At 70.7% G+C, this 23161-nt stretch carries 19 protein-coding genes; 6 read left to right on the top strand and 13 right to left on the bottom strand.

The features are described from left to right. Positions 1–91: 91 nt before the first annotated feature. Positions 92–1900, bottom strand: coding sequence for a DUF2207 domain-containing protein (locus tag GEV10_00500; GenBank protein ID MQA76956.1), 1809 nt, complete (start codon positions 1898–1900; stop codon positions 92–94). Between the two features lie 201 nt (positions 1901–2101). Here GEV10_00500 and GEV10_00495 point away from each other — a divergent pair, with 201 nt between their 5' ends. Further along, positions 2102–3607: a hypothetical protein gene (locus GEV10_00495; GenBank protein MQA76955.1), complete on the top strand. Its 1506-nt coding sequence runs from the start codon at positions 2102–2104 to the stop codon at positions 3605–3607. A 252-nt stretch (positions 3608–3859) separates the two neighbouring features. On the opposite strand, the gene GEV10_00490 is transcribed toward GEV10_00495, so the two are convergent. Then, complete coding sequence (locus GEV10_00490) at positions 3860–4111, bottom strand: hypothetical protein (GenBank protein ID MQA76954.1); 252 nt, start codon at positions 4109–4111, stop codon at positions 3860–3862. Between GEV10_00490 and GEV10_00485 the strand changes: the two genes are divergently transcribed. Then, positions 4062–5030, top strand: coding sequence for a hypothetical protein (locus tag GEV10_00485; GenBank protein ID MQA76953.1), 969 nt, complete (start codon positions 4062–4064; stop codon positions 5028–5030). The genes GEV10_00490 and GEV10_00485 overlap by 50 nt on opposite strands. A gap of 25 nt (positions 5031–5055) precedes the next feature. Next, complete coding sequence (locus GEV10_00480; protein ID MQA76952.1) at positions 5056–6129, top strand: hypothetical protein; 1074 nt, start codon at positions 5056–5058, stop codon at positions 6127–6129. A 398-nt stretch (positions 6130–6527) separates the two neighbouring features. Here the strand turns inward: GEV10_00480 and GEV10_00475 are convergent, their stop codons facing one another. Further along, positions 6528–6884: a hypothetical protein gene (locus GEV10_00475; protein MQA76951.1), complete on the bottom strand. Its 357-nt coding sequence runs from the start codon at positions 6882–6884 to the stop codon at positions 6528–6530. 73 nt (positions 6885–6957) lie between these two features. Here GEV10_00475 and GEV10_00470 point away from each other — a divergent pair, with 73 nt between their 5' ends. Together GEV10_00470 and GEV10_00465 are read left to right on the top strand one after the other, a co-directional pair. After that, positions 6958–7626 carry a hypothetical protein gene (locus GEV10_00470; protein MQA76950.1) on the top strand — a complete coding sequence of 223 codons (669 nt, stop codon included), beginning with the start codon at positions 6958–6960 and terminating at the stop codon, positions 7624–7626. 31 nt (positions 7627–7657) lie between these two features. Continuing rightward, entirely contained in the window at positions 7658–8839 is a 1182-nt protein-coding gene (locus GEV10_00465; protein ID MQA76949.1) for a hypothetical protein, read from the top strand. A 13-nt stretch (positions 8840–8852) separates the two neighbouring features. On the opposite strand, the gene whiA is transcribed toward GEV10_00465, so the two are convergent. From whiA to uvrA, 6 genes are all read right to left on the bottom strand, one after another. Beyond that, positions 8853–9830 (bottom strand): DNA-binding protein WhiA, encoded by a 978-nt coding sequence (gene whiA / locus GEV10_00460; protein ID MQA76948.1) that lies wholly within the window; start codon positions 9828–9830, stop codon positions 8853–8855. Continuing rightward, the gene (yvcK, locus tag GEV10_00455; GenBank protein MQA76947.1) at positions 9830–10852 is read right to left on the bottom strand and encodes a uridine diphosphate-N-acetylglucosamine-binding protein YvcK; all 1023 of its coding nucleotides are present in this window, start codon (positions 10850–10852) and stop codon (positions 9830–9832) included. The genes whiA and yvcK overlap by 1 nt, the downstream gene beginning before the upstream one ends. 22 nt (positions 10853–10874) lie before the next feature. After that, positions 10875–11765: an RNase adapter RapZ gene (gene rapZ / locus GEV10_00450; protein ID MQA76946.1), complete on the bottom strand. Its 891-nt coding sequence runs from the start codon at positions 11763–11765 to the stop codon at positions 10875–10877. Positions 11766–11808: 43 nt separating this feature from the next. Next, positions 11809–13746, bottom strand: a complete 1938-nt coding sequence (uvrC, locus tag GEV10_00445; GenBank protein MQA76945.1) for an excinuclease ABC subunit UvrC — start codon at positions 13744–13746, stop codon at positions 11809–11811. Positions 13747–13796: 50 nt separating this feature from the next. Beyond that, complete coding sequence (locus GEV10_00440) at positions 13797–14639, bottom strand: methyltransferase domain-containing protein (protein MQA76944.1); 843 nt, start codon at positions 14637–14639, stop codon at positions 13797–13799. Between the two features lie 89 nt (positions 14640–14728). Further along, positions 14729–17587, bottom strand: a complete 2859-nt coding sequence (uvrA, locus tag GEV10_00435; protein MQA76943.1) for an excinuclease ABC subunit UvrA — start codon at positions 17585–17587, stop codon at positions 14729–14731. 138 nt (positions 17588–17725) lie between these two features. Here uvrA and GEV10_00430 point away from each other — a divergent pair, with 138 nt between their 5' ends. Then, entirely contained in the window at positions 17726–18685 is a 960-nt protein-coding gene (locus tag GEV10_00430) for an ATPase (protein MQA76942.1), read from the top strand. On the opposite strand, the gene GEV10_00425 is transcribed toward GEV10_00430, so the two are convergent. From GEV10_00425 to ngcE, 4 genes are all read right to left on the bottom strand, one after another. Next, positions 18658–19653: a hypothetical protein gene (locus GEV10_00425; protein MQA76941.1), complete on the bottom strand. Its 996-nt coding sequence runs from the start codon at positions 19651–19653 to the stop codon at positions 18658–18660. The two genes, GEV10_00430 and GEV10_00425, sit on opposite strands and share 28 nt — an antisense overlap. Positions 19654–19781: 128 nt before the next feature. Continuing rightward, complete coding sequence (locus GEV10_00420) at positions 19782–20681, bottom strand: ABC transporter permease subunit (GenBank protein ID MQA76940.1); 900 nt, start codon at positions 20679–20681, stop codon at positions 19782–19784. Beyond that, entirely contained in the window at positions 20678–21676 is a 999-nt protein-coding gene (locus tag GEV10_00415) for an ABC transporter permease subunit (GenBank protein MQA76939.1), read from the bottom strand. The genes GEV10_00420 and GEV10_00415 overlap by 4 nt, the downstream gene beginning before the upstream one ends. After that, positions 21673–23085: a carbohydrate ABC transporter, N-acetylglucosamine/diacetylchitobiose-binding protein gene (gene ngcE / locus GEV10_00410; GenBank protein MQA76938.1), complete on the bottom strand. Its 1413-nt coding sequence runs from the start codon at positions 23083–23085 to the stop codon at positions 21673–21675. The genes GEV10_00415 and ngcE overlap by 4 nt, the downstream gene beginning before the upstream one ends. Between the last annotated feature and the right edge of the window lie 76 nt (positions 23086–23161).

The raw sequence follows: 23161 nt of genomic DNA, 5'->3' as shown, positions 1-23161 counted from the left end.
GCTTCCGATTCCCCGTTCGAGGACACTACCAACGGGCGCGGTGGCGAGATCTCTCGCCACCGCGCCCGGGTAGGTGCCCGTTACCTGAAGGTCAGCTTCCGACCACGCCGCGGAGCGGGCGCGAGGTGGAGATCGCACCCGTCACGTCGACGAGGAAGTTCGACACCGAGTCGTCGAGGTCCTCCCGGCGCCAGCCCTCGGGCCCGCCGTACCAGCTGAAGCCCTCCTCGCCCACGTCGGCGGACTCGGCCAGCGCGTGGGACCAGCGGTCCTCCGCGCCGAACAGCGCCGCGTACGGCACGAGCCGGGCGCACAGGATCTCCTGCTGCTCCGCGGGGATGTCGGCCGGGTCGGCACCGCGCAGGTACTGGCGCAGGCCGTTGATCTGGCCGAGCACCTCACTGCCGCGTGCCGTGCGGGACGGCATGTACTCCGCGGCGACGGCAATCCCGACACCCACGACCACCACCGCGAGGCCGACGAGCGCGTCGAAGGTGAACAGCGCCAGCAGGACGGTGACGATCACGCCGACGACCGCGACGATGACGCCGCCCCAGAGCCAGCGCGAACGCACCCGGTCGGGCCGGGCGGCGAACCAGCCCTGGGTGACCACGTCGCTGTACATGAGGTCGCGCAGGCGCGGCAGGTCGTTCGCCAGCACCGTGCGCAGGTCGGAGACGAGCACCGTGTCGCCGTCGTCGAACAGCTCGTCGAACACCGCGCGCTCGTACGGCAGCAGCTCGTCGCCGGGCTCGTTGCGCTTGTGCAGCCGCCAGTCGGGACGTGCCCCGCCGAGCTCCTCGACGTAGATGTAGTTGCGCACCGCCAGGTCGAGGATCGTGGCGACGACGTCGACCACGTCGGCCTGCTCGTCGACGAGCGTGCCGACCTGACCAGGACGCAGGCCTCCGGGCGGGCTGAAGACGACGGCTTCGTCCTGCTCGTGGAACGGACGGCGGCCACCGGTGTCGGAGCCTGCCGCCACCGAGCGCGAGTCGCGACCACGCAGCCGCCAGAGCAGCCAGAGACCGACGACGCCGATCAGCACGACGGCGACGAGCGCGGCGACCGTGAACGGTGTCACGGAGAACGCCGTCGCGAGGGTGTGCCGCTTCTCCAGGATCGGGCCGCCGTCGGCGGTGCCGGTCGGGAAGCCGACGTTGGTCGACATCGCTCCGCCTGCCTGCAGGTTGTTCTGCAGGAACTTGCTGCCGGTGACACCTTCGCCACCCGCCTGCGAGAGCGTGCACGGCATCGAGCTGCCCACCGCACCCGCGGTGCAGGAGACGTGGGTCGGCTGCTTCGCCGCGATGACGTTGATGTTGACCTGCTTGACCGGGACCTTCCATCCGCTGACGGGTGTCCAGCTCAGGGTCATACCGTCGGTCGCCGGTGCGAGCAGGCCTTCGACGACGTAGGTCAGGGTGTACTTCTTGCGGCCGTCGAGCTGCTTGCCGGGATCCAGGTCGACGGTCGTCGAGCCGTCCTGCTCGCTGACCTTCGTCGGCACCTCGGCACCGCCGGACTCGGCCTCGATCGACCCGATCCGGTAGATGCGGTCCTCGGTGTCGCTGTACCGCGCACGCGTGAGGAACGTCCGCGTGAGGCCGGCGTTGCCGGACGCGTAGTCGTAGTCGATCGTCTCGGTGACCTTCGTCGAACCGTCGGCACCGACCTGCATGGAGAGGTCCTGGCGGACGACGTTCGCGGTCGCCGCGTTGGCGGTCGCCGCGGGAAGCACCGTGAGGGCGGCGACCGCGAGGGCGCCAGCCGCGACGGCACCGCGCCGGACCACACTCACGAACGAGTGTGCGCCCGGACGGTTGAAGAGGGTACGACGGGTTCTCATCACATCCCCAAACACGGGTGGCAGCGTAGCGGTAGTCCAACCACGGGTCATCCCGCGCCCCGATCCTCTCCAACGAGAGTACGGGTCGCGACCCTATGCGAGGGAGAACCTACTAGGCTGCGGCCGTGCGGGCACACACGGTGCGCCTGGTGGCGTCCCAGCTTGCGTCCGGGAGGCCCGTCTCACCTAGCCTGCACCGTGGTCGCGCCGTCGCCAATGCGACCGCACGTGACAGCCGGGAGGGACAGGTCGATGAGTGGCAGCGGGTGGGGACCGGGCGGGCCGCGACCGGGCGGACAACCTCCAGGCCCTGGACGACCGCCGGGCCCCGGACGCCCACCGGGTCCTGGCCAGCCGCCTCCTCCACCCGGCCCACCGCGCATGCCGCCGCCCGGACCACCGCGCCCGGCACCCGTACCGCCTCCCCGCGGTGCCGCACCGCCGCCGCCACCTCGCCACGGCGGCGGGCCCGCGTACCCGCCGCCACCGCCGCCACGGGGTGGGCGCCCAGGACCCCCGCCTCCGCCACCGCGCCCGCTCGGACCACCGCGGTCACCCGCACCACCGCCCGCCGCGCCGCCGGGAGCCATGGGCCCGCGGCCGACGCCCCCTCCTCCGCCCGGCGCGATGGGCCCGGGCGGGCCACCCCGCGGGCCCGGCGGACCGCCGATGGGGCCAGGCGGTCCCGGCGGACCCGGTGGGCCGCCCCGGGGACCCGGTGGGCCGATGGGTCCCATGGGGCCGATGGGTCCGTACGGCGGGCCGCCGCGGAAGAAGTCGTCACCGCTGCTGCCGATCCTCCTCGGCGGTGGCGGCGCGTTCATCTTCCTCATCATCATCATCGCGATCGTCGCCGCGGTCGCCGGCGGCAACGACGAGCCCACCTCGGGATCGACCTACAGCTACAGCTATTCCTCGTACTCCCCCACGTACTCGTACTCGTCGTACTCGCCGTCGTCCACCTACAGCTTCTCGTACTCCTCGTACTCCCCCACGTACAGCTCGCCGTCGAGCTCCACCACCGACCCGGGAGAGACCGGCTACGGCTCGCCGGAGCGGAACAAGATCTACAAGACCAAGACGATGAAGGGCGTCCGGTGCCGCGCGAACCTCAGGTCCAACTCGGCGAGCGCGTACCGGAGGTACGCGACGTCCGTCACGAAATGCCTGGATAAGGCCTGGGCTCCGGTGCTCGCCTCGCAGAACATGGAGCACCGCAAGCCGGGCGTCGTCGTGTCGTCGAACCCCACCTCACCGTGCAGCGGCGGCAACGCCGGGTACGTTCCGATGGCGTTCTACTGCTCCACCAACGAGACCATGTACTTCTCCACGAGCCAGGTGCGCAAGTACCCCATCGGCGAGTACCGCGACTGGATGATGGAGACCGCTGCCCATGAGTACGGGCACCACGTCCAGACCCTGATGGGTATGTGGGACGTCTACAGCGAGCGCTACAACGCCGCCTACCCGAACGTCGGCAAGTACACGCGGATCAACCGGAGGATGGAGCTGCAGCCGCAGTGCCTGGCCGGGATGTTCATGGGACGCAACGCCTCGACGATGAACCTGTCCGCGAGCAAACAGAAGTACAGCGCCGCGCACACCGGTGACAACGCGGTCGAGGGCTGGAAGCAGAACCCGAAGTACCGCACGCACGGACAGTTCCGCAACAACGGCTACTGGTTCAACCGTGGGTGGAACACGTCGAAGGCCGGATCCTGCAACACCTGGACGGCGAACTCCTCGAGAGTCGCCTGACCGAGGCATCGCCGACCGCCCGTCCACGCACCATCTGTACAGAGGAGAACAGTCGATGAGTGGACCTTGGGGGCCGGGCGGACCACCGCCGGGACCGGGTCAGCGACCGCCGCACCTGCCTCCGGTGGGGCGCCCTCAACCGGCACCCGTGCCACCGCCGCGGCAGGGCCCGGGGCCCGGGTACCCGCCGCCACCGCCCAGGCGGCCGGGGCCCGGGTACCCGCCACCACCGCCCAGGCAGCCGGGGCCCGGCTATCCGCCGCCGCACCAACGCCCCCTCGGTCCGCCGCCCTCGCCGGCACCACCGCCCGCACCACCGCCCGGTGGCGTCGGTCCGCGACCCGGCCCGCCCGGCTTCGGCGGGCCCATGGGTCCCGGTGGCCCACCGCCAGGCGGTCCGATGGGACCAGGTGGTCCCGGGCGGCCGATGGGTCCCACGGGCCCATACGGCCCGATGGGCCCGTACGGCGGCCCCCCGCGGAAGAAGTCGCCCCTGCCGCTCATCCTCGGCCTCGGCGGCGGCGGTTTCGCCTTCCTCATCATCATCATCGCGATCGTCGCCGCCATCGGCGGAGGCAACGACGAGCCGACGTCGCAGTCGTCCTATACCTTCTCGACGGCCTCGGCCTCGTCGTACCAACCCAGCAGTTACAGCACCGAGACGGGCACCGCGACGAGCACCGAGACGACCTCGGGCAGCGAGGTGGGCGGCCAGTACGGCACGCCGGAGGACAACAAGGTCTACGAGACCGGCGTGATGGACGGTGTGAACTGCTCCGCACAGCTGTCCGACCCGTTCACGAGCGCGGACTACAAGGAGTACGGCGAGAAGATCCAGGCGTGCCTCGACCAGGCGTGGGAGGCGCAGCTGACCAAGCAGGGCATCACGTTCCAGAAGCCGAGCGCGGTCTACTCCGAGTCGAACAACCCGTCGTCGCCGTGCCAGAGCTCTGGCGCCAGCTACGTCCCGGCGGCCTTCTACTGCCCGACGAACCAGACGATCTACTACAACATGCCGGCGGCGACCGAGAGCCCCGCCTATCACGTGCTGCGCACCCCCGCCCACGAGTACGCCCACCACGTGCAGACACTCACCGGGATCAACGAGACCTACAACAACCGGTACTACGAGAAGCAGGGCGACACCGCGGCGACCACGCTGCTGACCCGGCGCAGCGAGCTGCAGGCGCAGTGCCTCGCCGGTATCTTCCTGTCACCCAACTCCGGCTCGATGAACGTCGACCGGGGGAAGCTCGAGGCGATGGCGAAACGGACCGGCGACGACCCGGACGACAGCGACCCGGCGAACCGCACCCACGGCAAGCCGGTGAACAACACGCGCTGGTTGATGAACGAGGGCTGGGACAAGAAGGACGCCGGTGCGTGCAACACCTGGACGGCCGCCGAGGACGAGGTGGGCTGAGACCGACGACGGAGGTGGGAGGGCGATGACCGCTAGCGACCGCACACCAAGTCGCCCGCGCCCGCCGTTGCCTCCGCCTGCCGTCCCCCCTCGCGCGGAGTCCGGTGCCGAGCGGACACCGGCGCCGGTCGCGGTCAGCCGTTCGGCCGCTCACGAGCCGTGGCCCACGCATCCGCTCCCCGAACGGCACCACGCGCATCCACCCGCTCCCCTGCTGCTCCTCGCCGGCGGCGGTGCCTTCCTGCTCCTCGTCATCGTCGCCGCCGTCCTCGGCGCACTCGTCGGCAGCGACCACCCCACCGCCAGGCCGAGCCACCGGGGACAGTCGACCGCGAGCGCGTCGTCGTCACCAACCGGCGAGTCGCACCGCTACGGCGAGCCGGAGGGCAACGCGCTCTACCGCACCGGTCGCATGGCCGGCGTCGACTGCGGCGCCGACCTCAGGTCGTCGCGTCCCGGACCGTACGAGGCCTTCGTCCGGGAGTCGACCGGCTGCCTGAACCGGGCCTGGCGGGCGCAGCTGGCCAGGCAACGGATCGCGTACGCCGAGCCGGGACTCGTGGTCGCGCGCGAGGGCAACCCGTCGTCGCCGTGCCGGAGCGCGGCCAGCGGGTACACGCCGATCGCCTTCTACTGCCCGGCGAACCGCACCATCTACTACTCCCTGCCGGGAGCGGCGAAGCTCGCCATGCCGAAGAACCGCGAGTACCTCGTCTCCGCGACCGCCCACGAGTACGCGCACCATATCCAGCAGGTCGTGGGAATCAGCGAGGTCTACACCAGCCGCTACAGCACCGTCTATCCGTCCGACGTGGCGAGCTACACGCTCCTCACCAGGCGGCTGGAGCTGCAGGCCCAGTGCCTCGCCGGCACGTTCGTCGGTGCGAACGCCCCCACCATGCGGGTCTCACGGGCCGCGATGGCGGACAGCGTCGAGCACACCGGCGACGAGGCGGTCGACGGCATCGACGACGACCCGTCGCTGCGCACCCACGGCACCTTCCGCAGCAACGCGCGCTGGTTCCTCGCCCGCGGCTGGGACCGCCGCGACGTCGTCGCGTGCAACACCTGGCGCTCGCCGGCCCGGCAGGTGGCATGAGGCGGAGGGAGATTCCGTCCCGGGTCTGCCGGACGGCGGTCCAGCGGCACCTCCTCGCCTGATCATCCGCTAATGTCTGCGACGACGTACCCGTGCCGATACGGAGAGCAGGGATCGATGTCCGGCGCCTGGCAGCCCGGTGGACACCACCAGGGGCCTCTCGGTCCACCGCTCCCCCAGCCCGGTCCTCCCCGACCCGCACCGGTCCCGCCACCTCCCGGCCCGGGCGGTGGCGGCGTGCCCGGCATGGCACCACCGCCCCCGGGCCGACGACCACCGCCGCCGCCGGCACGCCCGATGCGCCCCGTGCAGCCACCCGCGCCACCGCCCATGCCCCCGCCCGGGTCACGCGGACCCGGCGGGCCTGGCGGGCCCTATGGACCACCGCCCGGCGGACCCTACGGACCGCCACCCGGAGGACCCGGCGGACCCGGCGGACCGTACGGTCCGCCGCCCGGACCACCACGGATGCCCGGCGGACCGACCGGACCCGGCGGCTTCGGACCGCCGCCCCCGAGGCGCAAGTCACCGCTGCTGCCGATCCTGCTCGGCGGCGGCGGCTTCTGCGCGCTCCTCATCATCGTCATCGCCGTCGTCGTCGCCACCACCGGCGACGAGGAGCCGACGAGCCAGGCCACGTCGACCGGGTTCGTCCCGACGTCGTCGTCCTCCTCCTCGACCTCGACCTCGACCACATCGGCCTCGTCGGCCCCGACCGGCGCGACCTTCAGCTTCTCCTCGGTCCCGACCAGCACCTCGAGCTCGACGGGGGAAGAGGGCAGCAGCTACGGCACCCCGGAGAACAACAAGCTCTACAAGACCGGCACCATGAAGAGCGTCCGCTGCACGGCACGCCTGCGGTCCACCTCGCCCGGGCCGTACAGCAAGTACGTCCGCCGGATCACCAGCTGCCTGAACAAGGCGTACAAGATACAGCTCGCCCGGCAGGGAATTGAGCACCGCGCCCCCAGCACAGTGATGTCGCGGAGCAAGAAGGGCGGTAACTCGCCGTGCTCCAGTTCCGACATCGGCTACGTGCCGGCCGCGTTCTACTGCTCGACCAATGAGACGATCTACTACAACCTGCCCGAGACCGCCACGCAGCGCGTGGACTTCGCCCTCGGCACCCCGGCCCACGAGTACGCCCACCATGTGCAGTCGGTCACCGGGATCAGCGAGGTGCGCAACCAGCGCCATTTCAAGGCCTCGAGCGACGCGGCCCGCACGAGGCTCTCGCGGCGCATGGAGCTCCAGGCGCAGTGCTTCTACGGCGCGTTCCTCTCCGCCAACGCCAACACGATGAACCTGAGTAGGTCACAGATCGCCGCCCAGAACAGGCACGGCGACGAGGCGATTCCCGGGGTGAAGAACCACCCGGAGTACCGCACCCACGGCAACGGCAGGAACAACTTCCTGTGGTCGATGACCCGCGGCTGGAACCAGCGGAACGCCGGGTGGTGCAACACCTGGTCCGCCTCCGCCAAGCGGGTGGCATGACGGTGCCGCCGATCCACCGCTGCGACCGCCGATGAGCGGGACACCCGGACCCCCGCGTCTCCCGTCGGACGATCGTCCGTCGCCGACGCCCGGTCCCACGATGGACGCGCCGCTGCCACCGCCGGTACCGCCGCCCGGGGGTCCCACGCCGCCCGGCTACGGGATGTTCAGCACTCCCTCGCCCGGCGCGCGCCGTCCGGGACGACGGCAGGGCGGCCTGCCGACCATCCTCGTCGGCGGCGGACTCTGCGTCCTGCTCGTCGCCGGCGTCGCGGTGTTCGCCGGTCTGCTCAGCAAGGGCTCCGAGTCCGAGCCGATCGCGTCCGGCGGGCCGACCTCGCTGCCGTCCGGGTCGTTGCCCAGCGGCCTGCCGTCCGGGTCCCTGCCCAGCAACCTGCCGTCCGGCCTGCCCTCCGGCGCCACGCTGCCCTCGACCCCGGGCAACTTCCTGACCGGGTCAGGAGTGCCGTCGGGCTCGGTGTCCGGTCTGGAGAGCGGCGGTTCGCCCGAGGACAACCTGCTCTACCGCACGGGCCCGCTGACGGGCGTCGACTGCAAGGCCACGCTCACCTCCACCGACCCGCGGCGGTACGCCGCCTACCTGAAGGCCGTGCTCCCCTGCCTCGTCATGACCTGGCAGGCCCAGCTGGTCAAGGGCGGCATGGCGTTCCAGCAGCCGGCGGTGGAGGTGAGCAAGGGCGTCATCGGCTCCAACCCGTGCAGCGAGGCGGCCGAGAAGGCCGGCGCCGGCACACTCCCGTCGCTGTACTGTCCGACGAACCGGACGCTGTACTTCTCCCTCGGCGTCACGGCGCAGATCAAGGACGCGGACTACGTGAAGCAGATCCCGGCCCACGAGTTCGGGCACCACGTCCAGTCGCTGATCGGTCTGTGGCCGACGTTCAACACGCGGTACAACGAGAGCTACCCCGAGGACGTGCCCGCGTACACGTTGCTCAACCGCCGGATGGAGCTGCAGGCGCAGTGCCTCGGCGCCGCGTTCCTCGGCACCAACGCGACCACCATGCAGCTCGACCAGAAGCGCATCCTCGCCCACCAGAACGGCGACGAGATCAACCCGAAGACCAAGGGTGACCCGAAGAAGCGGCTCTACGGCTCCTCGAGCAGCAACCGCCGATGGACCACGAATGGCTGGCCTGGCGACGTCAAGGGCTGCAACACCTGGAAGGCCCCGGCCAGCTCCGTCGGGTGAGGGGTGCGGACGCTCAGCCCATCACGTCGGCGGGCAGCGAGGCCTCGGTCGAGGGGATGCCCATGTCGGACGCGCGCTTGTCGGCCATCGCGAGCAGCCGCCTGATCCGGCCGGCGATGGCGTCCTTGGTGAGCGGCGGCACGGCCAGCTGACCGAGCTCCTCCAGGCTCGCCTGTTGGTGCCCGACGCGGAGGTCGCCGGCCTCCTTCAGGTGCTTCGGCACGTCGGGTCCGAGGATCTCCAGGGCGCGCTGCACCCGCGCACTCGCCGCGACCGCCGCACGGGCCGACCGGCGCAGGTTGGCGTCGTCGAAGTTTGCGAGCCGGTTGGCCGTGGCCCGCACCTCGCGCCGCAGCCTGCGCTCCTCCCAGGCGAGGACGCTGTCGTGGGCACCGAGCCTGGTGAGCAGCATGCTGATCGCGTCGCCGTCCTTGACGACCACCCGGTCGACCCCGCGGACCTCTCGTGCCTTGGCGCCGATCCCGAGACGCCTCGCCGCGCCGACGAGCGCGAGTGCCGCCTCCGAGCCCGGGCAGGTGATCTCGAGCACGGTCGACCGGCCGGGCTCGGTCAGCGAGCCGTGGGCGAGGAACGCACCGCGCCAGGCGCCCTCCGAGTCGCAGGTCGATCCCGAGACGATCTGCGGCGGCAGTCCGCGCACCGGGCGGCCACGGCCGTCGACGAGCCCGGTCTGCCGGGCCAGCTGCTCGCCGTCGCGGTCGACGCGGACGATGTAGCGGCTCCCCTTGCGCAGCCCGCCGGCCGCGATCACGGCCAGCTCGGAGGTGTGGCCGTACACCTCCGAGATGTCCTTGCGGAGGCGACGTGCGGCGACGCCGGTGTCGAGCTCGGCCTCGACGACGATCCGGCCGCCGACCAGGTGCAGCCCGCCGGCGAACCTGAGCATGCTCGCGACCTCCGCCTTGCGGCAGCACGGCTTGGTGACCGAGACTCGTGCGAGCTCGTCCTTGACCGCAGGCGTCATCGCCATCAGCTACGTCCTCTCGACTCGGCCGACGAATCGGCCCCAACACTGTCGTTCTCGATGGCCCTGTCGTTGGCACTGTCGTGCTTCGCGAACAGGGCGCGGTAGACGCCCGCCAGCCGCCGCGGGTCGTGGCGGGGCGTGCCGTCGGCCATGCCGACCTTGGCGAGCACGAGCTCCGCGCCCAGCTCCTTCGCCGCCTCGGCCAGGCCGTTCTCGTCGTCGGTCACCCGTTCGTCGGCGACGACGGCGTCGATCCGCAGCTCGGGTGCGTGCTCGGCGAGGACCGCGAGGTGCTTCTCCGGCGAGAAGCCCTCGGTCTCCCCCTGTTGCGGGACGAGGTTGAGCGCGACCACCTTGCGCGCCGGGGTCGACACCAGGGCGTCGGCGAGCTCCGGCACCATCAGGTGCGGCAGGACGCTGGTGAACCAGGAGCCGGGCCCGAGCACCACCCAGTCGGCGCAGCCGACCGCCGCCAGCGACTCGGGGCACGCCGGCGGGTCGTCCGGCACGATCTGCACGGAGAGCACCTGCCCCGTGGCGGTCGCCACGGCGACCTGCCCGTCGACGACGCGGACCCTGGTGCGTCCGTGGTCGTCGCGCTCGCGCACCCGCGCGCGGATGCCGAGCGGCCGGGAGCACATCGGCAGCACGCGGCCCTGCGCGCCGAGCAGGCGGCCCACCCAGTCGAGCGCGGCGATCGGCTCACCCATCTGCTGCGACAGGCTCACGATCAGCAGGTTGCCCAGCGCGTGCCCGTCGAGCGGGCCGTCGCTCGCGAACCGGTGCTGGACCACGCGGCTCCACGTCTGTCCCCACTGGTCGCTGCGGCACAGCGCAGCGAGCGCCATGCGCAGGTCACCGGGCGGCAGCCCGCCGAACTCCTTGCGCAGCCGGCCGCTCGATCCGCCGTCGTCGGCGACGGTGACGACCGCGGTGAGGTTTCTCGTCACACGACGCAACGCGGACAACGACGCATACAGACCGTGCCCGCCGCCCAGCGCGACGACCCGCGGTCCAGCTCTCATCTGCGTCTGCCCTCTCACGTCGCTACTCGCGGCCGAGGTCCCGGTGGTGGACGTGCACGTCGACGCCGTTGCCAGCGAGCCGATGGGCGAGGGCCTCGGCGATGGCGACGCTCCGGTGCTTGCCTCCCGTGCAGCCTACGGCGAAGGTCGAGAACCGCTTTCCCTCGTTGACGTAGCCCCGCTCCACGATCGACAGCAGCTCGACGTAGGTGTCGACGAACTCGGTGGCGCCCTCCCGGCCGAGGACGTAGTCGCGCACCTGGTCATCCTGTCCGGTCAGCGCGCGCAGCTCGGGCACCCAGTGCGGGTTGGGCAGGAAGCGGCAGTCGGCCACCATGTCGGCATCGACGGGGAGGCCGTACTTGTAGCCGAACGACATCACCGTCACGCGCAGCCGGGGCTCGTCGGGCCCGGAGAACGCCTGCACGATCTTGTGCCGCAGCTCGTGGACGTTGAGGTCGCTGGTGTCGATGACGAGGTCGGCCTCGCCCCTAACGGCACCGAGTCGTTCGCGCTCCTTGGCGATGCCGTCGATGATGCCCTCGCCGCTCTGCAGCGGGTGCGGCCGGCGGACGCTCTCGTACCGGCGCACGAGGACGGCGTCGGCGGCCTCCAGGAACAGGACCTTCGTGAGCACGCCGCGCTTCCGCAGCTCGTGCACGGACTCCAGCAGGTCGGAGGTGAACGCGCGGCTGCGGACGTCGATGACCACCGCGAGGCGCGCGATCGCGCCCTGCGTGCGCGCGCCGAGGTCGGCGAGCGTGCCGATCAGCGCCGGCGGCAGGTTGTCGACGACGTACCAGTCGAGGTCCTCGAGGTAGTTCGCCGCCGTGCTGCGGCCCGCCCCGGACATGCCCGTGACGAGCACGATGTCCGGGGGCGGTCCCCCCGGCTTCGCGTCGACGCCCCCCATGGCGGTCTCGTCGGTGTTCACCAGCTCTCCCCCCACCGGAACCCTAGGTCCCGGTGCTCCGTTCCAACGCCGCGACCACCGACTCCGCGGTCTGACGGCCGATCCCGGGCACGGTGGTGATCTCGTCCACCGACGCCTCCCGCAGCTTCTTCAACGACCCGAAGTGACGGAGCAGCGCCTTGCGTCGCGTGTCGCCCAGCCCGGGCACGGTGTCCAACACGCTACGCGTCATGCCCTTGGATCGTCGTTGGCGGTGAAACGTAACAGCGAAACGGTGCGCTTCGTCGCGAACACGTTGCAGGAGGTACAGTCCCTCGCTCGTGCGGGGCAGGATCACGGGGTCGGACTGGCCCGGCTGCCAGACCTCCTCGAGGCGCTTCGCGAGCCCGCAGACGGCGACGTCGTCGATGCCGAGCTCGTCGAGCGCGCGCTGCGCCGCGGCGACCTGCGGCGCTCCGCCGTCGACGACGAACAGGTTCGGCGGGTAGGCGAACTTGCGCGGCCGGCCGGTCTCGGGGTCGATCGGGCCGTGGTCGACGGCGTCCGCCTCACCGCCGGTCTCGGCGCCCATGACGTCGAGCTCGCCGGTCTGCTGCCGGCTCTCGAGCAACCGCCGGAACCGGCGGGTCACGACCTCGTGGATCGAGGCGACGTCGTTCTGTCCGGCGAGACCCTTCACGGTGAACCTGCGGTACTCGGACTTGCGGGCCAGTCCGTCCTCGAAGACCACCATCGACGCCACGACGTCGCTGCCCTGCAGGTTGGACACGTCGACGCACTCGATGCGCAGCGGCGCCTCGCCGAGGGCCAGCGCCTCCTGGATCTCCTGGAGCGCCAGGCTGCGCGCGGTGAGGTCGCCCGCGCGTCTCGTCTTGTGCAGGGCGAGCGAGTGCTGCGCGTTCTTCTCGACCGTCTCCAGGAGGATGCGCTTGTCGCCGCGTTGCGGCACCCGCAGCGCGACCCCGCCGCCCCGGCGCTCGGACAGCCACGCCTCCACGGCCGTCAGGTCGCCCGGCAGCGCGGGCACGAGGAGCTCTCGCGGCACGTCGCCGTCGCCGTACGTGCGGGTCACGAACTGCTCGACGAGGTCGCCGGTCGTGACGTCCTCGACCTTGTCGACGACCCAGCCGCGCTGCCCGCGGACGCGTCCGCCGCGCACGTAGAACACCTGCACGGCGGCCTCGAGGTCGTCCTGCGCGAGCGCGACGACGTCGCAGTCGGTGCCGTCGGACAGGACGACCGCCTGCTTCTCGAGCGCGCGGTTGAGCGTGCCGATGTCGTCGCGCAGCCGCGCCGCCCGCTCGTAGTCGAGCGCGGCCGACGCCGCGCGCATCTCCTTCTCCAGCCGGCGGATGTACGGTCCCGTGCGCCCGGACATGAAGTCGCAGAAGTCGTCGACGATCTGCCGGTGCTCGTCCGCCGTGACCCGGTCGACGCACGGCGCCGAGCACTTGCCGATGTAGCCGAGCAGGCACGGCCTGCCGATCTGGTGCGAACGGCGGAAGACCCCCGCCGAGCACGTGCGGGCGGGGAAGACGCGCAGCATCAGGTCGAGCGTCTCGCGGATCGCCCAGGCATGGGAGTAGGGGCCGAAGTACCTGACGCCCTTGCGCTTGGCTCCCCGGTAGACCTGGAGCCGCGGGTACTCCTCGTGCAGGGTCACGGCGAGGAACGGGTAGCTCTTGTCGTCGCGGTACTTCACGTTGAAGCGGGGGTCGTACTCCTTGATCCAGGAGTACTCCAGCTGGAGCGCCTCGACCTCGGTGTTGACGACCACCCAGTCGACCGACGCGGCGGTGCGCACCATCTGGTGCGTACGCGGGTGCAGCAGGACGTCGGCGAAGTAGGAGTTGAGCCGCGACCGGAGGCCCTTGGCCTTGCCGACGTAGATCACCCGGCCGTGGGCGTCGCGGAACCGGTAGACCCCGGGAGAGTCCGGAACCGCGCCGGGTTCGGGACGGTACGACGCGGGATCTGCCACGCCTTCACCCTAGTCACAGCCAACGACACGCCGACGGACCCGGGGGCCGGTCAGGCCGGCGTGGACCCGCAGGCGACGTACGAGAGGGCGCACACCCACAGCTCCCCGGCGGCGTCCGCCGTGTGCAGCGCCGCGAACCAGGCGTCGCGGTCGGCGACCGGTACCAGCCGCGCCTCGGCGGGGATGGTCTCGTCGAACTGCGGGAAGATGCCGGCGACGTCCGCCAGCGATGTGAACGTGAACGGCACGACCTGCACGTCGACGTCGGTCAGACCGCCCCTGCGCAGCGTGCGCCGCAGGGCCCGGCCGGTCCGCGCGTGGGACGACTCGCCGAGGAAGTGTCCGATCACCCGGTCGACGAGGGCGACGTGCTCCTCGCCCACGTCGACGGCCAGGCTCGCCCACTCGCTGTCGAGCACGCACAACCGCCCACCGGGGACCAGCACGCGGGTCATCTCGGCGACCGCCGACGCCGGGTCGTCGAGATGTTGCAGCACCCGCTCGGCCCGCACTACGTCGAACTCGCCGTCGGCGAACGGCAACGCCGTGACGTCACCCTCCTGGAAGCGCAGGGGGAGCGTCGGGTCGAGCCGTCGCCGCGCGACCGCGAGGAAGTCGGGGCTGACGTCGACGCCCACGACGGAGCCGTCGGGCAGCACCGCCGCGACCAGCTCGGCCGTCGCCGCGCCGGTGCCGCAGCCCGCGTCCAGCACCCGGACACCGGGGCCGAGCCGCATCATCGCGGTGGCGACGGCGTGGGCCCGCAGCATGTCCGGCCGCCGGGCGACGGCGTCGAGATACCGCGCGAGCAGGTCGCTCACCTGTCCGTGCCGACCCGTCGCGAACGGGTTGCCGTCCGGGATCGGGCCGGCCGGCGGCTGTATGACGCTCATGGTCACTCCCCTCGTCGCAGGGGAGCGTACGTACGCCGGCACCCGGACGCGCCGAAAACCGGCGTGGACCGCGACGATGCGCGGTCGGGTCACTGCGCGATCGCGACCCTGCCGCCGAGTACCTCCTGCAGGAAGCGTCCGGTGTAGCTCTCCGGGTTCGCCGCGATGTCCTCCGGTGTGCCCTGGGCGACCACGAGGCCGCCGCCGGACCCGCCCTCGGGGCCGAGGTCGACCACCCAGTCGGCGCACTTGATCACGTCGAGGTTGTGCTCGATCACGATCACCGTGTTGCCGGTGTCGACGAGGCGCTGGAGCACGCCGAGCAGCTTGCTGATGTCCTCGAAGTGCAGACCGGTCGTCGGCTCGTCGAGCACGTACACCGTGCGCCCCGTCGACCGGCGCTGCAGCTCGGACCCCAGCTTCACCCGCTGTGCCTCGCCACCGGACAGCGTGGGCGCCGGCTGGCCGAGCCTGATGTAGCCGAGCCCCACGTCGTTGAGGGTCTGCAGGTGCCTGGCGATGGCGGTGACCGGACGGAAGAACTCGAGCGCCTCCTCGACCGGCATCTCCAGGACCTCGGAGATCGTCCTGCCCTTGTAGTGCACCTCGAGCGTCTCGCGGTTGTAGCGCGCACCGTGGCACACCTCGCACGGCACGTAGACGTCGGGGAGGAACTGCATCTCGATCTTGAGCGTGCCGTCGCCGGCGCAGGACTCGCACCGACCGCCCTTGACGTTGAACGAGAACCTGCCGGGCAGGTAGCCGCGGACCTTCGCCTCCTCGGTGGCGGCGAACAGCTTGCGGACGTGGTCGAACACGCCGGTGTAGGTCGCCGGGTTGGATCGCGGCGTGCGGCCGATGGGGCTCTGGTCGACGTGCACCACCTTGTCGACGTGGTCGGTGCCGGTGATCCGCTTGTGCCGCCCCGGCACCGTCTTGGCACCGTAGATGTGCTTGGCGAGCGAGGCGTAGAGGATGTCGTTGACCAGGGTGGACTTGCCCGAGCCCGACACCCCGGTGACGAGGACGAAGCAGCCGAGCGGGAACGCGACGTCGACGTCGCGCAGGTTGTGCTCGGTCGCGCCCTTGACGACGAGCTCGCGGCCCCTCCTGCGCGGGCGGCGGATGCCGGGGATCTCGATCTCCCGCTCGCCGCTCAGGTAGGCGCCGGTCAGCGAGCCGGGCGCGCCGTACAGGCCCTTGACGTCGCCGGCGTAGACGATCTGTCCGCCGTGCTCGCCCGCGCCGGGACCGATGTCGACCACCCAGTCGGCCGTGCGGATGGTGTCTTCGTCGTGCTCGACGACGATGAGCGTGTTGCCGAGGTCGCGCAGCCGTACGAGGGTGTCGAGCAGCCGGTGGTTGTCGCGCTGGTGCAGGCCGATCGACGGCTCGTCGAGGACGTAAAGCACCCCGACGAGGCCCGACCCGATCTGGGTGGCGAGCCTGATCCGCTGCGCCTCGCCGCCGGCGAGCGTGGCGGACGCGCGGTCGAGGGTGAGGTAGTGGAGGCCGACGTCGACGAGGAAGCCCAGGCGCGCGTTGATCTCCTTGAGCACCTGCTCGGCGATCTGCCGGTCACGGTTGCCGAGGTCGAGCTCGCGGAGGAAGACCGAGGCGTCGCCGATCGCCATGCTGGTCACGTCGGCGATCGACCTGTCGCCGATCGTGACGGCGAGGGTGACCGGCTTCAGCCTGGCGCCGTCGCACGACGGGCACGGGACCTCGCGCATGAAGCCCTCGAACCGTTCCCTGCTGGTGTCGCTCTCCGCCTCGGCGTGGCGGCGCTTGAGGTAGGGCAGCACACCCTCGTACGTGGTGTAGTACGCCCGCTCGCGCCCGTACCTGTTGCGGTAGCGGACGTGCACCTGGTCGGGGTAGCCGTGCAGGACGGCCTTGCGCGCCTTGGCCGGCAGCCGCCGCCACGGGGTGTCGAGCCGGAAGCCCATGGCGTCGGCCAGGGCCTGGAGGAGCCGGACGAAGTACTCGCTGACGTGCCCGCCGCTCCACGGCGAGATCGCGCCGCCGGCGATCGACTGGTCGGTGTCGGGGATGACCAGCTCGGGGTCGACGACGAGCTGAGTGCCGAGCCCGGTGCAGTCGGGGCACGCGCCGAACGGGCTGTTGAACGAGAACGACCGGGGCTCGAGCTCCTCGAAGTCGAGGTCGTCGTAGAGGCAGGCGAGGTGCTCGGAGAACGTGCGCTCGCGGTGCGGGTCGTCGTCGGCCACGTCGACCATGTCGAGGGTGACGAGACCGCCGGACAGCCCGAGCGCGGTCTCGACGGAGTCGGTCAGCCGCCGCCGGCCGGACTTCTTCACCGCGAGCCGGTCGACGACCACCTCGATGGTGTGCTTCTCGTACTTCTTCAGCTTCGGCGGGGTCTCCAACGAGTGGGTGACGCCGTCGACCCTGACCCTGCTGTAGCCCTTGGTCTGCAGCTCGCGGAAGAGCTCGCCGTACTCCCCCTTGCGCTCGCGCACGACCGGGGCGAGGACCTGGAAGCGGGCGCCCTCCTGCATCTCCAGCACCCGGTCGACGATCTGCTGGGGCGTCTGCCGCGCGATCGGCCGACCGCACACGGGGCAGTGCGGCTTGCCGACCCGCGCGTAGAGCAGCCGCAGGTAGTCGTACACCTCGGTGATCGTGCCGACGGTCGAGCGCGGGTTGCGCGACGTGGACTTCTGGTCGATCGACACCGCCGGGGAGAGCCCCTCGATGAAGTCGACGTCCGGTTTGTCCAGCTGACCGAGGAACTGGCGGGCGTACGCCGACAGCGACTCGACGTAGCGCCGCTGGCCCTCCGCGAAGATCGTGTCGAAGGCGAGGCTGGACTTGCCGGATCCGGAGAGCCCGGTGAACACGACGAGCGCGTCGCGCGGCAGGTCGAGGGAGACGTCCTTGAGGTTGTGCTCCCTGGCACCCTGGATGATCAGTCGTTCGGTCACTCGGCTCGTCTTCCGGCTCAGTTCGTCGGCTCAGTTCGTCGGGCACGGCGTGATGGACGGGGCGCCGGCCATGCTAACCAGGGCCACCGACAGTCATGCTCGGACCGAGACCCGTCACCACCCACTAGTGTCTCCCACGTGGGAGTGGATCTTGCGGTCGACGGGGGTCAGAGCGGCCTGCGCATGGCGGTCGCGCGCCGCAACGGCGCGGGCCTGCGGCTCGAGCGGCCGGTCGACGTCCCTGGGTTCTCCTGGGGGGCCGGCGTCGACCCGGCGCAGGCCCAGGGCGACGTCATCCTGCGCGCCTGGCGGGAGCTCGGCGCCCCGTCGCCGATCGACACGATCGCGTGCGGGCTGTCCGGGCTGTCCGCCGACAGCAGGCCAGGGCAGGAGCTCGCCGTCGCCCTCGGCACCCGCCTCGACGCGCGGCGCGTGCTCGTCGCGGGCGACGACGTCACCACCCACGCCGGGGCGCTCGGCGGCCACCCTGGCGTCGTCCTCGCCGCGGGCACCGGCGTCGTCTGCACGGGGATCGACGCGTCGGGCCGGCTGGTCCGGGTGGACGCCTGGGGGTACCTCCTCGGCGACACGGGCGGCGGCTCCTGGCTCGGCCGCGAGGGACTGCGCGCGGCGCTCGACGGCCACGACGGGCGCCACGCCGCCACGAAGCTCACCGCGCGGGCGGTCGACAGGTACGGCGACCTGCGCGACTTCGTCCACCGCCTGCTCGTCTCCCCCACCCTCGTCGCCGAGGTCGCCGCGTTCGCCCGCGAGGTGCTGGCCTGCGCCCGCGAGGGCGACGAGGTCGCCGCGGCGATTTGCGCCCGGGCCGCCGACGAGCTCTGCGCCACCGCGGCGGCCACCGTGCGCCGCGGCTTCCCCGGCGCCGCGCCGGGCGAGGTGCCGTTCACCTGGACGGGCAGCATCCTCACCGCCACCGACGTCGTCCGCACCCCGATGCTGGCGCACCTGGCGGAGCGCTGCCCCGCGGCGTCCCCGAGGAACCCCCTGGGCGGCGGCCTCGACGGCGCCGCCCTCCTGGCGGTAGGCGCGGCGGAGACCCACCTCGATCAGACGTGCAGGTGGGACGCCCCCTGATCCGACTTGTCAGAACCTTGGCGGGCTATAGCCCGCCAAGGTTCTGACAAGTCCGGGGGGAGCCCCAGCGCCCGGCGAATCTGGCCAGCGACCTTGGCCGGTTCCAGGTGCAGCGCCACCGTCGGGAAGCGGAGGTGGCGGTCGCCGGCGATGGTCAGCTCGTTGTCACGCTGCATATCGTCCCAGTACCGCTCGGGCAGCAGATGCACCGCTCCGTCGATCTCGATCACGACGGAGCGACCCGTGGACGTCCGCAGCACCGCGTCGAGGTAGCGCCGCCTGCCCGACGCGTCGAGCCTGACCACCTGCCGTTCCGGCGCGGGCAAGCCGAACCGTGCACAGAGGCGCCCGAAGTCGATCTCCGACAGCGCCTGCGCCCCACCTCCGATGTCGACCAGGGCCGAGCGCAGCAGGCGGTGATGCCGCACCTTGCCGGCGAGCTCCAGCTCGTTCGTCAGAACCTCGGGGAGGCATACCCCCTGCTGCACCGCGGCGGCCACCAGTCCGCACGCGCTGCGAGGGCGTCGGGTCCACACCGCGGCGTCGATCACCGAACGCGCCGGCCACGTCTGCGGGGGCAGTCGGGTCGGATGGACGTCCGAAGCGGTGAACCGCCGGGACTCGTGGACCCTGACCGAGATCCCAGGGGGCCTGGCGACCCTCGTTCCGCGCGGGACGACGATCTCGACGACAGCCGCCTCCCAACCGACGAGGCCGGCCTCCGCCGCGGCGGTCCGCGCGCACAGCGCGGCCGGAATCCCGCCGCTCAGGACCGCCGCCCACAGCCGCTGTCGATCACTGAGCGGCCCGTTGTGCATCACCACGAGGAGCGGCCCGAGTGTCTGCCACCGCCAGGCGGCGAGCTGCGCCTCGACGTGCGCCCGTGAGACGCCGCAGCCGACGAGCTGGGAGCGCAGCACCACGGCATCCTGCCGCTGCGCGAGAGCACCGAGATCCTCGTGTCGCATCTCACGAGCCTGCCCCGCATCGGCGCCCGCCGCGCCCGCCGTCCACAGGCCGCTGTCGAGTTGTCAGTGCCTCAGCAGGTCATAGCCTGCTGAGGCACTGACAACTCAGCAAGAGGGGGTCGCGCGCGCTACTTCAGGGCGCCTGCGACCACCGAGCCGCGGAGCTGGCGCTGGAAGATGATGTACACCACGAGCACCGGCGCCACCGTGATCACCACGGCGGCGAACAGCGCGCCGAAGTCGACGGCGTAGCCGGCCTGGGACTGGAAGGACGCCATCCCCTGGGTCAGCACGAAGTTGTCGGTGCTCGTGTTCAGGGCGATCGGCAGCAGGAACTGGTTCCACAGGCCGAGGAAGTTGAAGATCGCCACCGACGCCATGCCGGGACGGGCCATCGGCAGCATCACCTGGAAGAAGGTCCGCCACTCGCCCGCGCCGTCCACCTGTGCCGCCTCGTAGATGTCGTGCGGCAGCGTCTTGAAGAACGCGTGCAGGAAGAACACCGTGAACGGCAGCGCGAAGGCCACGTACGTGACGATCAGCCCCGGCAGCGTGTTGAGCAGGCCGAGGTTCTGCAGGATGAAGAACAGCGGCACGATCGCGAGGAAGACGGGGAACGCCAGGCCGCCGAGCATGAGGTAGTAGATGAACCTGTTGCCGAAGAACTTGAACCGTGCCAGCACGTACGCGCACATCGCGCCGAGGATCATCACGATGACGAGCGCACTGCCCACCACGATGACGGTGTTGCCGAAGTACCTGCCCACGCCCGAGTCGGTCCAGGCGGTGACGTAGTTCTGCCACTCGAAGCCACCGGGCGGTGTCAGCGGGTTGCCGAGCACCTCGTCGGTCGTCTTGAACGACGAGACCAGCACCCACAACAGCGGCAGCACGACGAGCAGCGACCATAGGATCAGCAGGATGTGGGCGACCGCGTCGAAGCCCGCGGAGCGGTCGCCGGCGACGCGGCCTGAGCCGGGCGCGGGTGCCTTCGTCCCGGGTCGATCGGCCACGGTGACCTGGCTCATCGCCGCGCCTCCTTGTCCCGGCCTCCGGTGAGGCGGTTGACCGTGAACACCAGCACCGCGAACACCATGGTGACGACCGCGAGCATCACGCCCATCGAGGTCGCGTACCCGAACTGACCCTTGGTGAAGGCGGTGACGAACAGCTCCTGCGACATCACCAGCGTGGAGTTCTGCGGCCCGCCACCGGCGTTCAACGCGGCCATGTAGGCGAACGAGTCCAGCGCGGCCATGCCGAGATAGATGTAGGCCGTCTGGATGTTGTCCCTGATCAACGGGACGGTGATCGACACGGCGATGCGGAACCTGCCCGCACCGTCGATGCGGGCGGCCTCGAAGAGGTCGGGGTCGATCCCCCTGATGGCGGCCACGAACAGCACCATGTAGAACCCGACGAAGCTCCACACGATCACGAAGATCGACGCCGCCATGGCGGTCCTGGCGTCACCCAGCCATGGGTAGTCGGTGAACCCGCCGAGCCCGACGCTGGTGAGCACCGCGTTCAGGATGCCGCGGCTCGGGTCGTAGATCTGCGCCCAGATGATGCCGATCACGATGCCGGGGACGGTGTAGGGGAAGAACGACACCACCCGGTAGAGGTTGGAGTTCTTCAGACCGCTGACCGCACCGGTGCCGCTGCCGCCCACCGTCACCAGCGTGGCGAGGATCAGCGCCAGGACGATCGTCACGAGCGGCACGATGAGGCCGAGCACGATGCTGTTGCGCATCGACTTCATGAAGACGTCGTCCTGGAAGAGCTTCACGTAGTTCTCGACGCCGACGAAGTTCATCGACGCGCTGAACCCGCTCCAGTCGGTGACCGAGTAGTACAACGCCTGGGCGAACGGCGAGATCACGAAGACCACGAAGATCAGCAGCGGGAGGCCCAGGCACACCGCGAAGAAGCTCACCCGGTCGAACGTGAGTGGCCTTCTGCGCCCGGGGCCGGCCGGCCGCGACGGCCGGCCGGCCACGGTGATCGTGTCCTGCACTGTCACTCAGTCACCTTGATCTTCTTGACCGAGTCGTCCTTCGCGATCTTGTCGGTGATCTCCTGCAGTCCCTTGGTCAGCCGGCTCGCGTCGATCTTGCCGGAGAGGAACGAGTTCCACACGACCAGCTGGTCCTGGTTCATCCCGTAGTAGACGACGAACTGGTAGTTGAAGACGTTCGCCTTCGCGGCGTCGAGCATGCTGGTCTGCGCGGCCAGCGCGGTGGAACCGAAGCCGTCGGCGGGCACCAGACCCTTGACGATGGTCGGCGCGAGCCTGGTCTTGCTGAAGTTCGTCGCCGCGTCCTCGGACAGCATCGCCCGCAGGATCTCCTTGCCGCCGGCGGGGTTCTTGCCCTTGGTCGGCACGATGAACGGCTCACCCGCCGCGCTGCGCAGCGAGTCGTACGGCATCTGCGGGCTGTCGGTGAGCGTCATCTCGGGGAAGCCGCTCATCTCGAAGCCCTTCTTGGTGGCCTTCTTCATCTCGTTCTCGATCCAGCCACCGGACGGGTACAGGATCGCCTGTTGGTCCTTGCTCCACTTCGCCTGGGCGGCGGTGAACTGGGTGCCCGCGCCACCGGGGATGAAGTAGCCCTGCTTGACGCAGGTCTCCATCGCCTTGAACACACCCTGGATCTGCGGGTGCGACCAGCACTTGGGCTCGAGGTTCTCCAGGGCGAGCCTGACCTCGGGGCCGCCCTCCTTGATCGCCGAGTCCACGGCGAGGGTCAGGTAGTAGGTCGCGGCCTCCTTGCCCCACACGAACAGGTACTTGTCCTTGGCCTTCGCCTTCGCACCCAGGTCGATCGCCTCGTCCCAGGTCTTCGGCGGGGTCCAGCTGTTCTCCTCGAACAGCGTCTTCGAGTACCAGACGCCGTAGACCGTCATGACGTAGTTGATCGCGATGAACTTGTCGTCGAAGGTGCCGGGCTGCTTCACGTTGGGGTACAACGTGTCGGCGATCTTCTTGCCCTCGTAGTTGTTCGCCTCGAAGACCTCGTCGAGCTTCTCCAGGCTGTCGAGGATGGTGTTGAAGCCGATCTGGTTGGCGCCGGAGTTGTCGACCAGGTCGGGCGGCGTGCCGCCGACGAAGCGCGGCTGGAGCTGCTGGGCGATCTGCGTCGCCGCGGTGATCTTCGACTTGGTCTTGAACTTCTTGTCGACGAGGTCGGAGGCGAACGTCACGTAGTCGTACGCGTAGCCGCCGTTGAAGATGACCGCCTCGATGGCGGAGCTCTCCGCGACGCCGAACGGGTTGTTCGACGACGTGTCTCCCGTCTCCTTGTCGGATCCCGAGTCGCCGCCGCCCGTCGCGCAGGCGGACAGCGCCCCGCCGAACGAAGCGAGACCTGCCGCGGCGAGCGAACCCTGGAGAAGGCGCCGCCGAGTCATCGACCTGGTGTTCATGTCCATCGTCTGGTGTGACCTTCCGTGTCGTGTGTGGTCGGGTTTCGGTGTCCCTGGAGCGACGGCGCCAGGATGGTCGGGC

The organism is Streptosporangiales bacterium (assembly GCA_009379955.1).
In the GTDB taxonomy this organism is placed as follows: domain Bacteria; phylum Actinomycetota; class Actinomycetes; order Streptosporangiales; family WHST01; genus WHST01.
Note: the sequence above shows the minus strand (reverse complement) of the source record. Positions and strands in the feature narration are given on the sequence as shown.

What these genes read in the sequence shown, in the direction of transcription:
- rapZ (MQA76946.1), bottom strand. Translation starts at nt 11,765, where the DNA reads ATGGGGGGCGTCGACGCGAAGCCGGGGGGACCGCCCCCGGACATCGTG.
- GEV10_00470 (MQA76950.1), top strand. Translation starts at nt 6,958, where the DNA reads ATGAAGAGCGTCCGCTGCACGGCACGCCTGCGGTCCACCTCGCCCGGG.
- GEV10_00465 (MQA76949.1), top strand. Translation starts at nt 7,658, where the DNA reads ATGAGCGGGACACCCGGACCCCCGCGTCTCCCGTCGGACGATCGTCCG.
- whiA (MQA76948.1), bottom strand. Translation starts at nt 9,830, where the DNA reads ATGGCGATGACGCCTGCGGTCAAGGACGAGCTCGCACGAGTCTCGGTC.
- GEV10_00495 (MQA76955.1), top strand. Translation starts at nt 2,102, where the DNA reads ATGAGTGGCAGCGGGTGGGGACCGGGCGGGCCGCGACCGGGCGGACAA.
- GEV10_00440 (MQA76944.1), bottom strand. Translation starts at nt 14,639, where the DNA reads ATGAGCGTCATACAGCCGCCGGCCGGCCCGATCCCGGACGGCAACCCG.
- GEV10_00480 (MQA76952.1), top strand. Translation starts at nt 5,056, where the DNA reads ATGACCGCTAGCGACCGCACACCAAGTCGCCCGCGCCCGCCGTTGCCT.
- ngcE (MQA76938.1), bottom strand. Translation starts at nt 23,085, where the DNA reads ATGGACATGAACACCAGGTCGATGACTCGGCGGCGCCTTCTCCAGGGT.
- GEV10_00420 (MQA76940.1), bottom strand. Translation starts at nt 20,681, where the DNA reads ATGAGCCAGGTCACCGTGGCCGATCGACCCGGGACGAAGGCACCCGCG.
- yvcK (MQA76947.1), bottom strand. Translation starts at nt 10,852, where the DNA reads ATGAGAGCTGGACCGCGGGTCGTCGCGCTGGGCGGCGGGCACGGTCTG.
- GEV10_00490 (MQA76954.1), bottom strand. Translation starts at nt 4,111, where the DNA reads ATGAGCGGCAGGGGCGACTTCTTCCGCGGGGGGCCGCCGTACGGGCCC.
- GEV10_00485 (MQA76953.1), top strand. Translation starts at nt 4,062, where the DNA reads ATGGGCCCGTACGGCGGCCCCCCGCGGAAGAAGTCGCCCCTGCCGCTC.
- GEV10_00500 (MQA76956.1), bottom strand. Translation starts at nt 1,900, where the DNA reads ATGACCCGTGGTTGGACTACCGCTACGCTGCCACCCGTGTTTGGGGAT.
- GEV10_00425 (MQA76941.1), bottom strand. Translation starts at nt 19,653, where the DNA reads ATGCGACACGAGGATCTCGGTGCTCTCGCGCAGCGGCAGGATGCCGTG.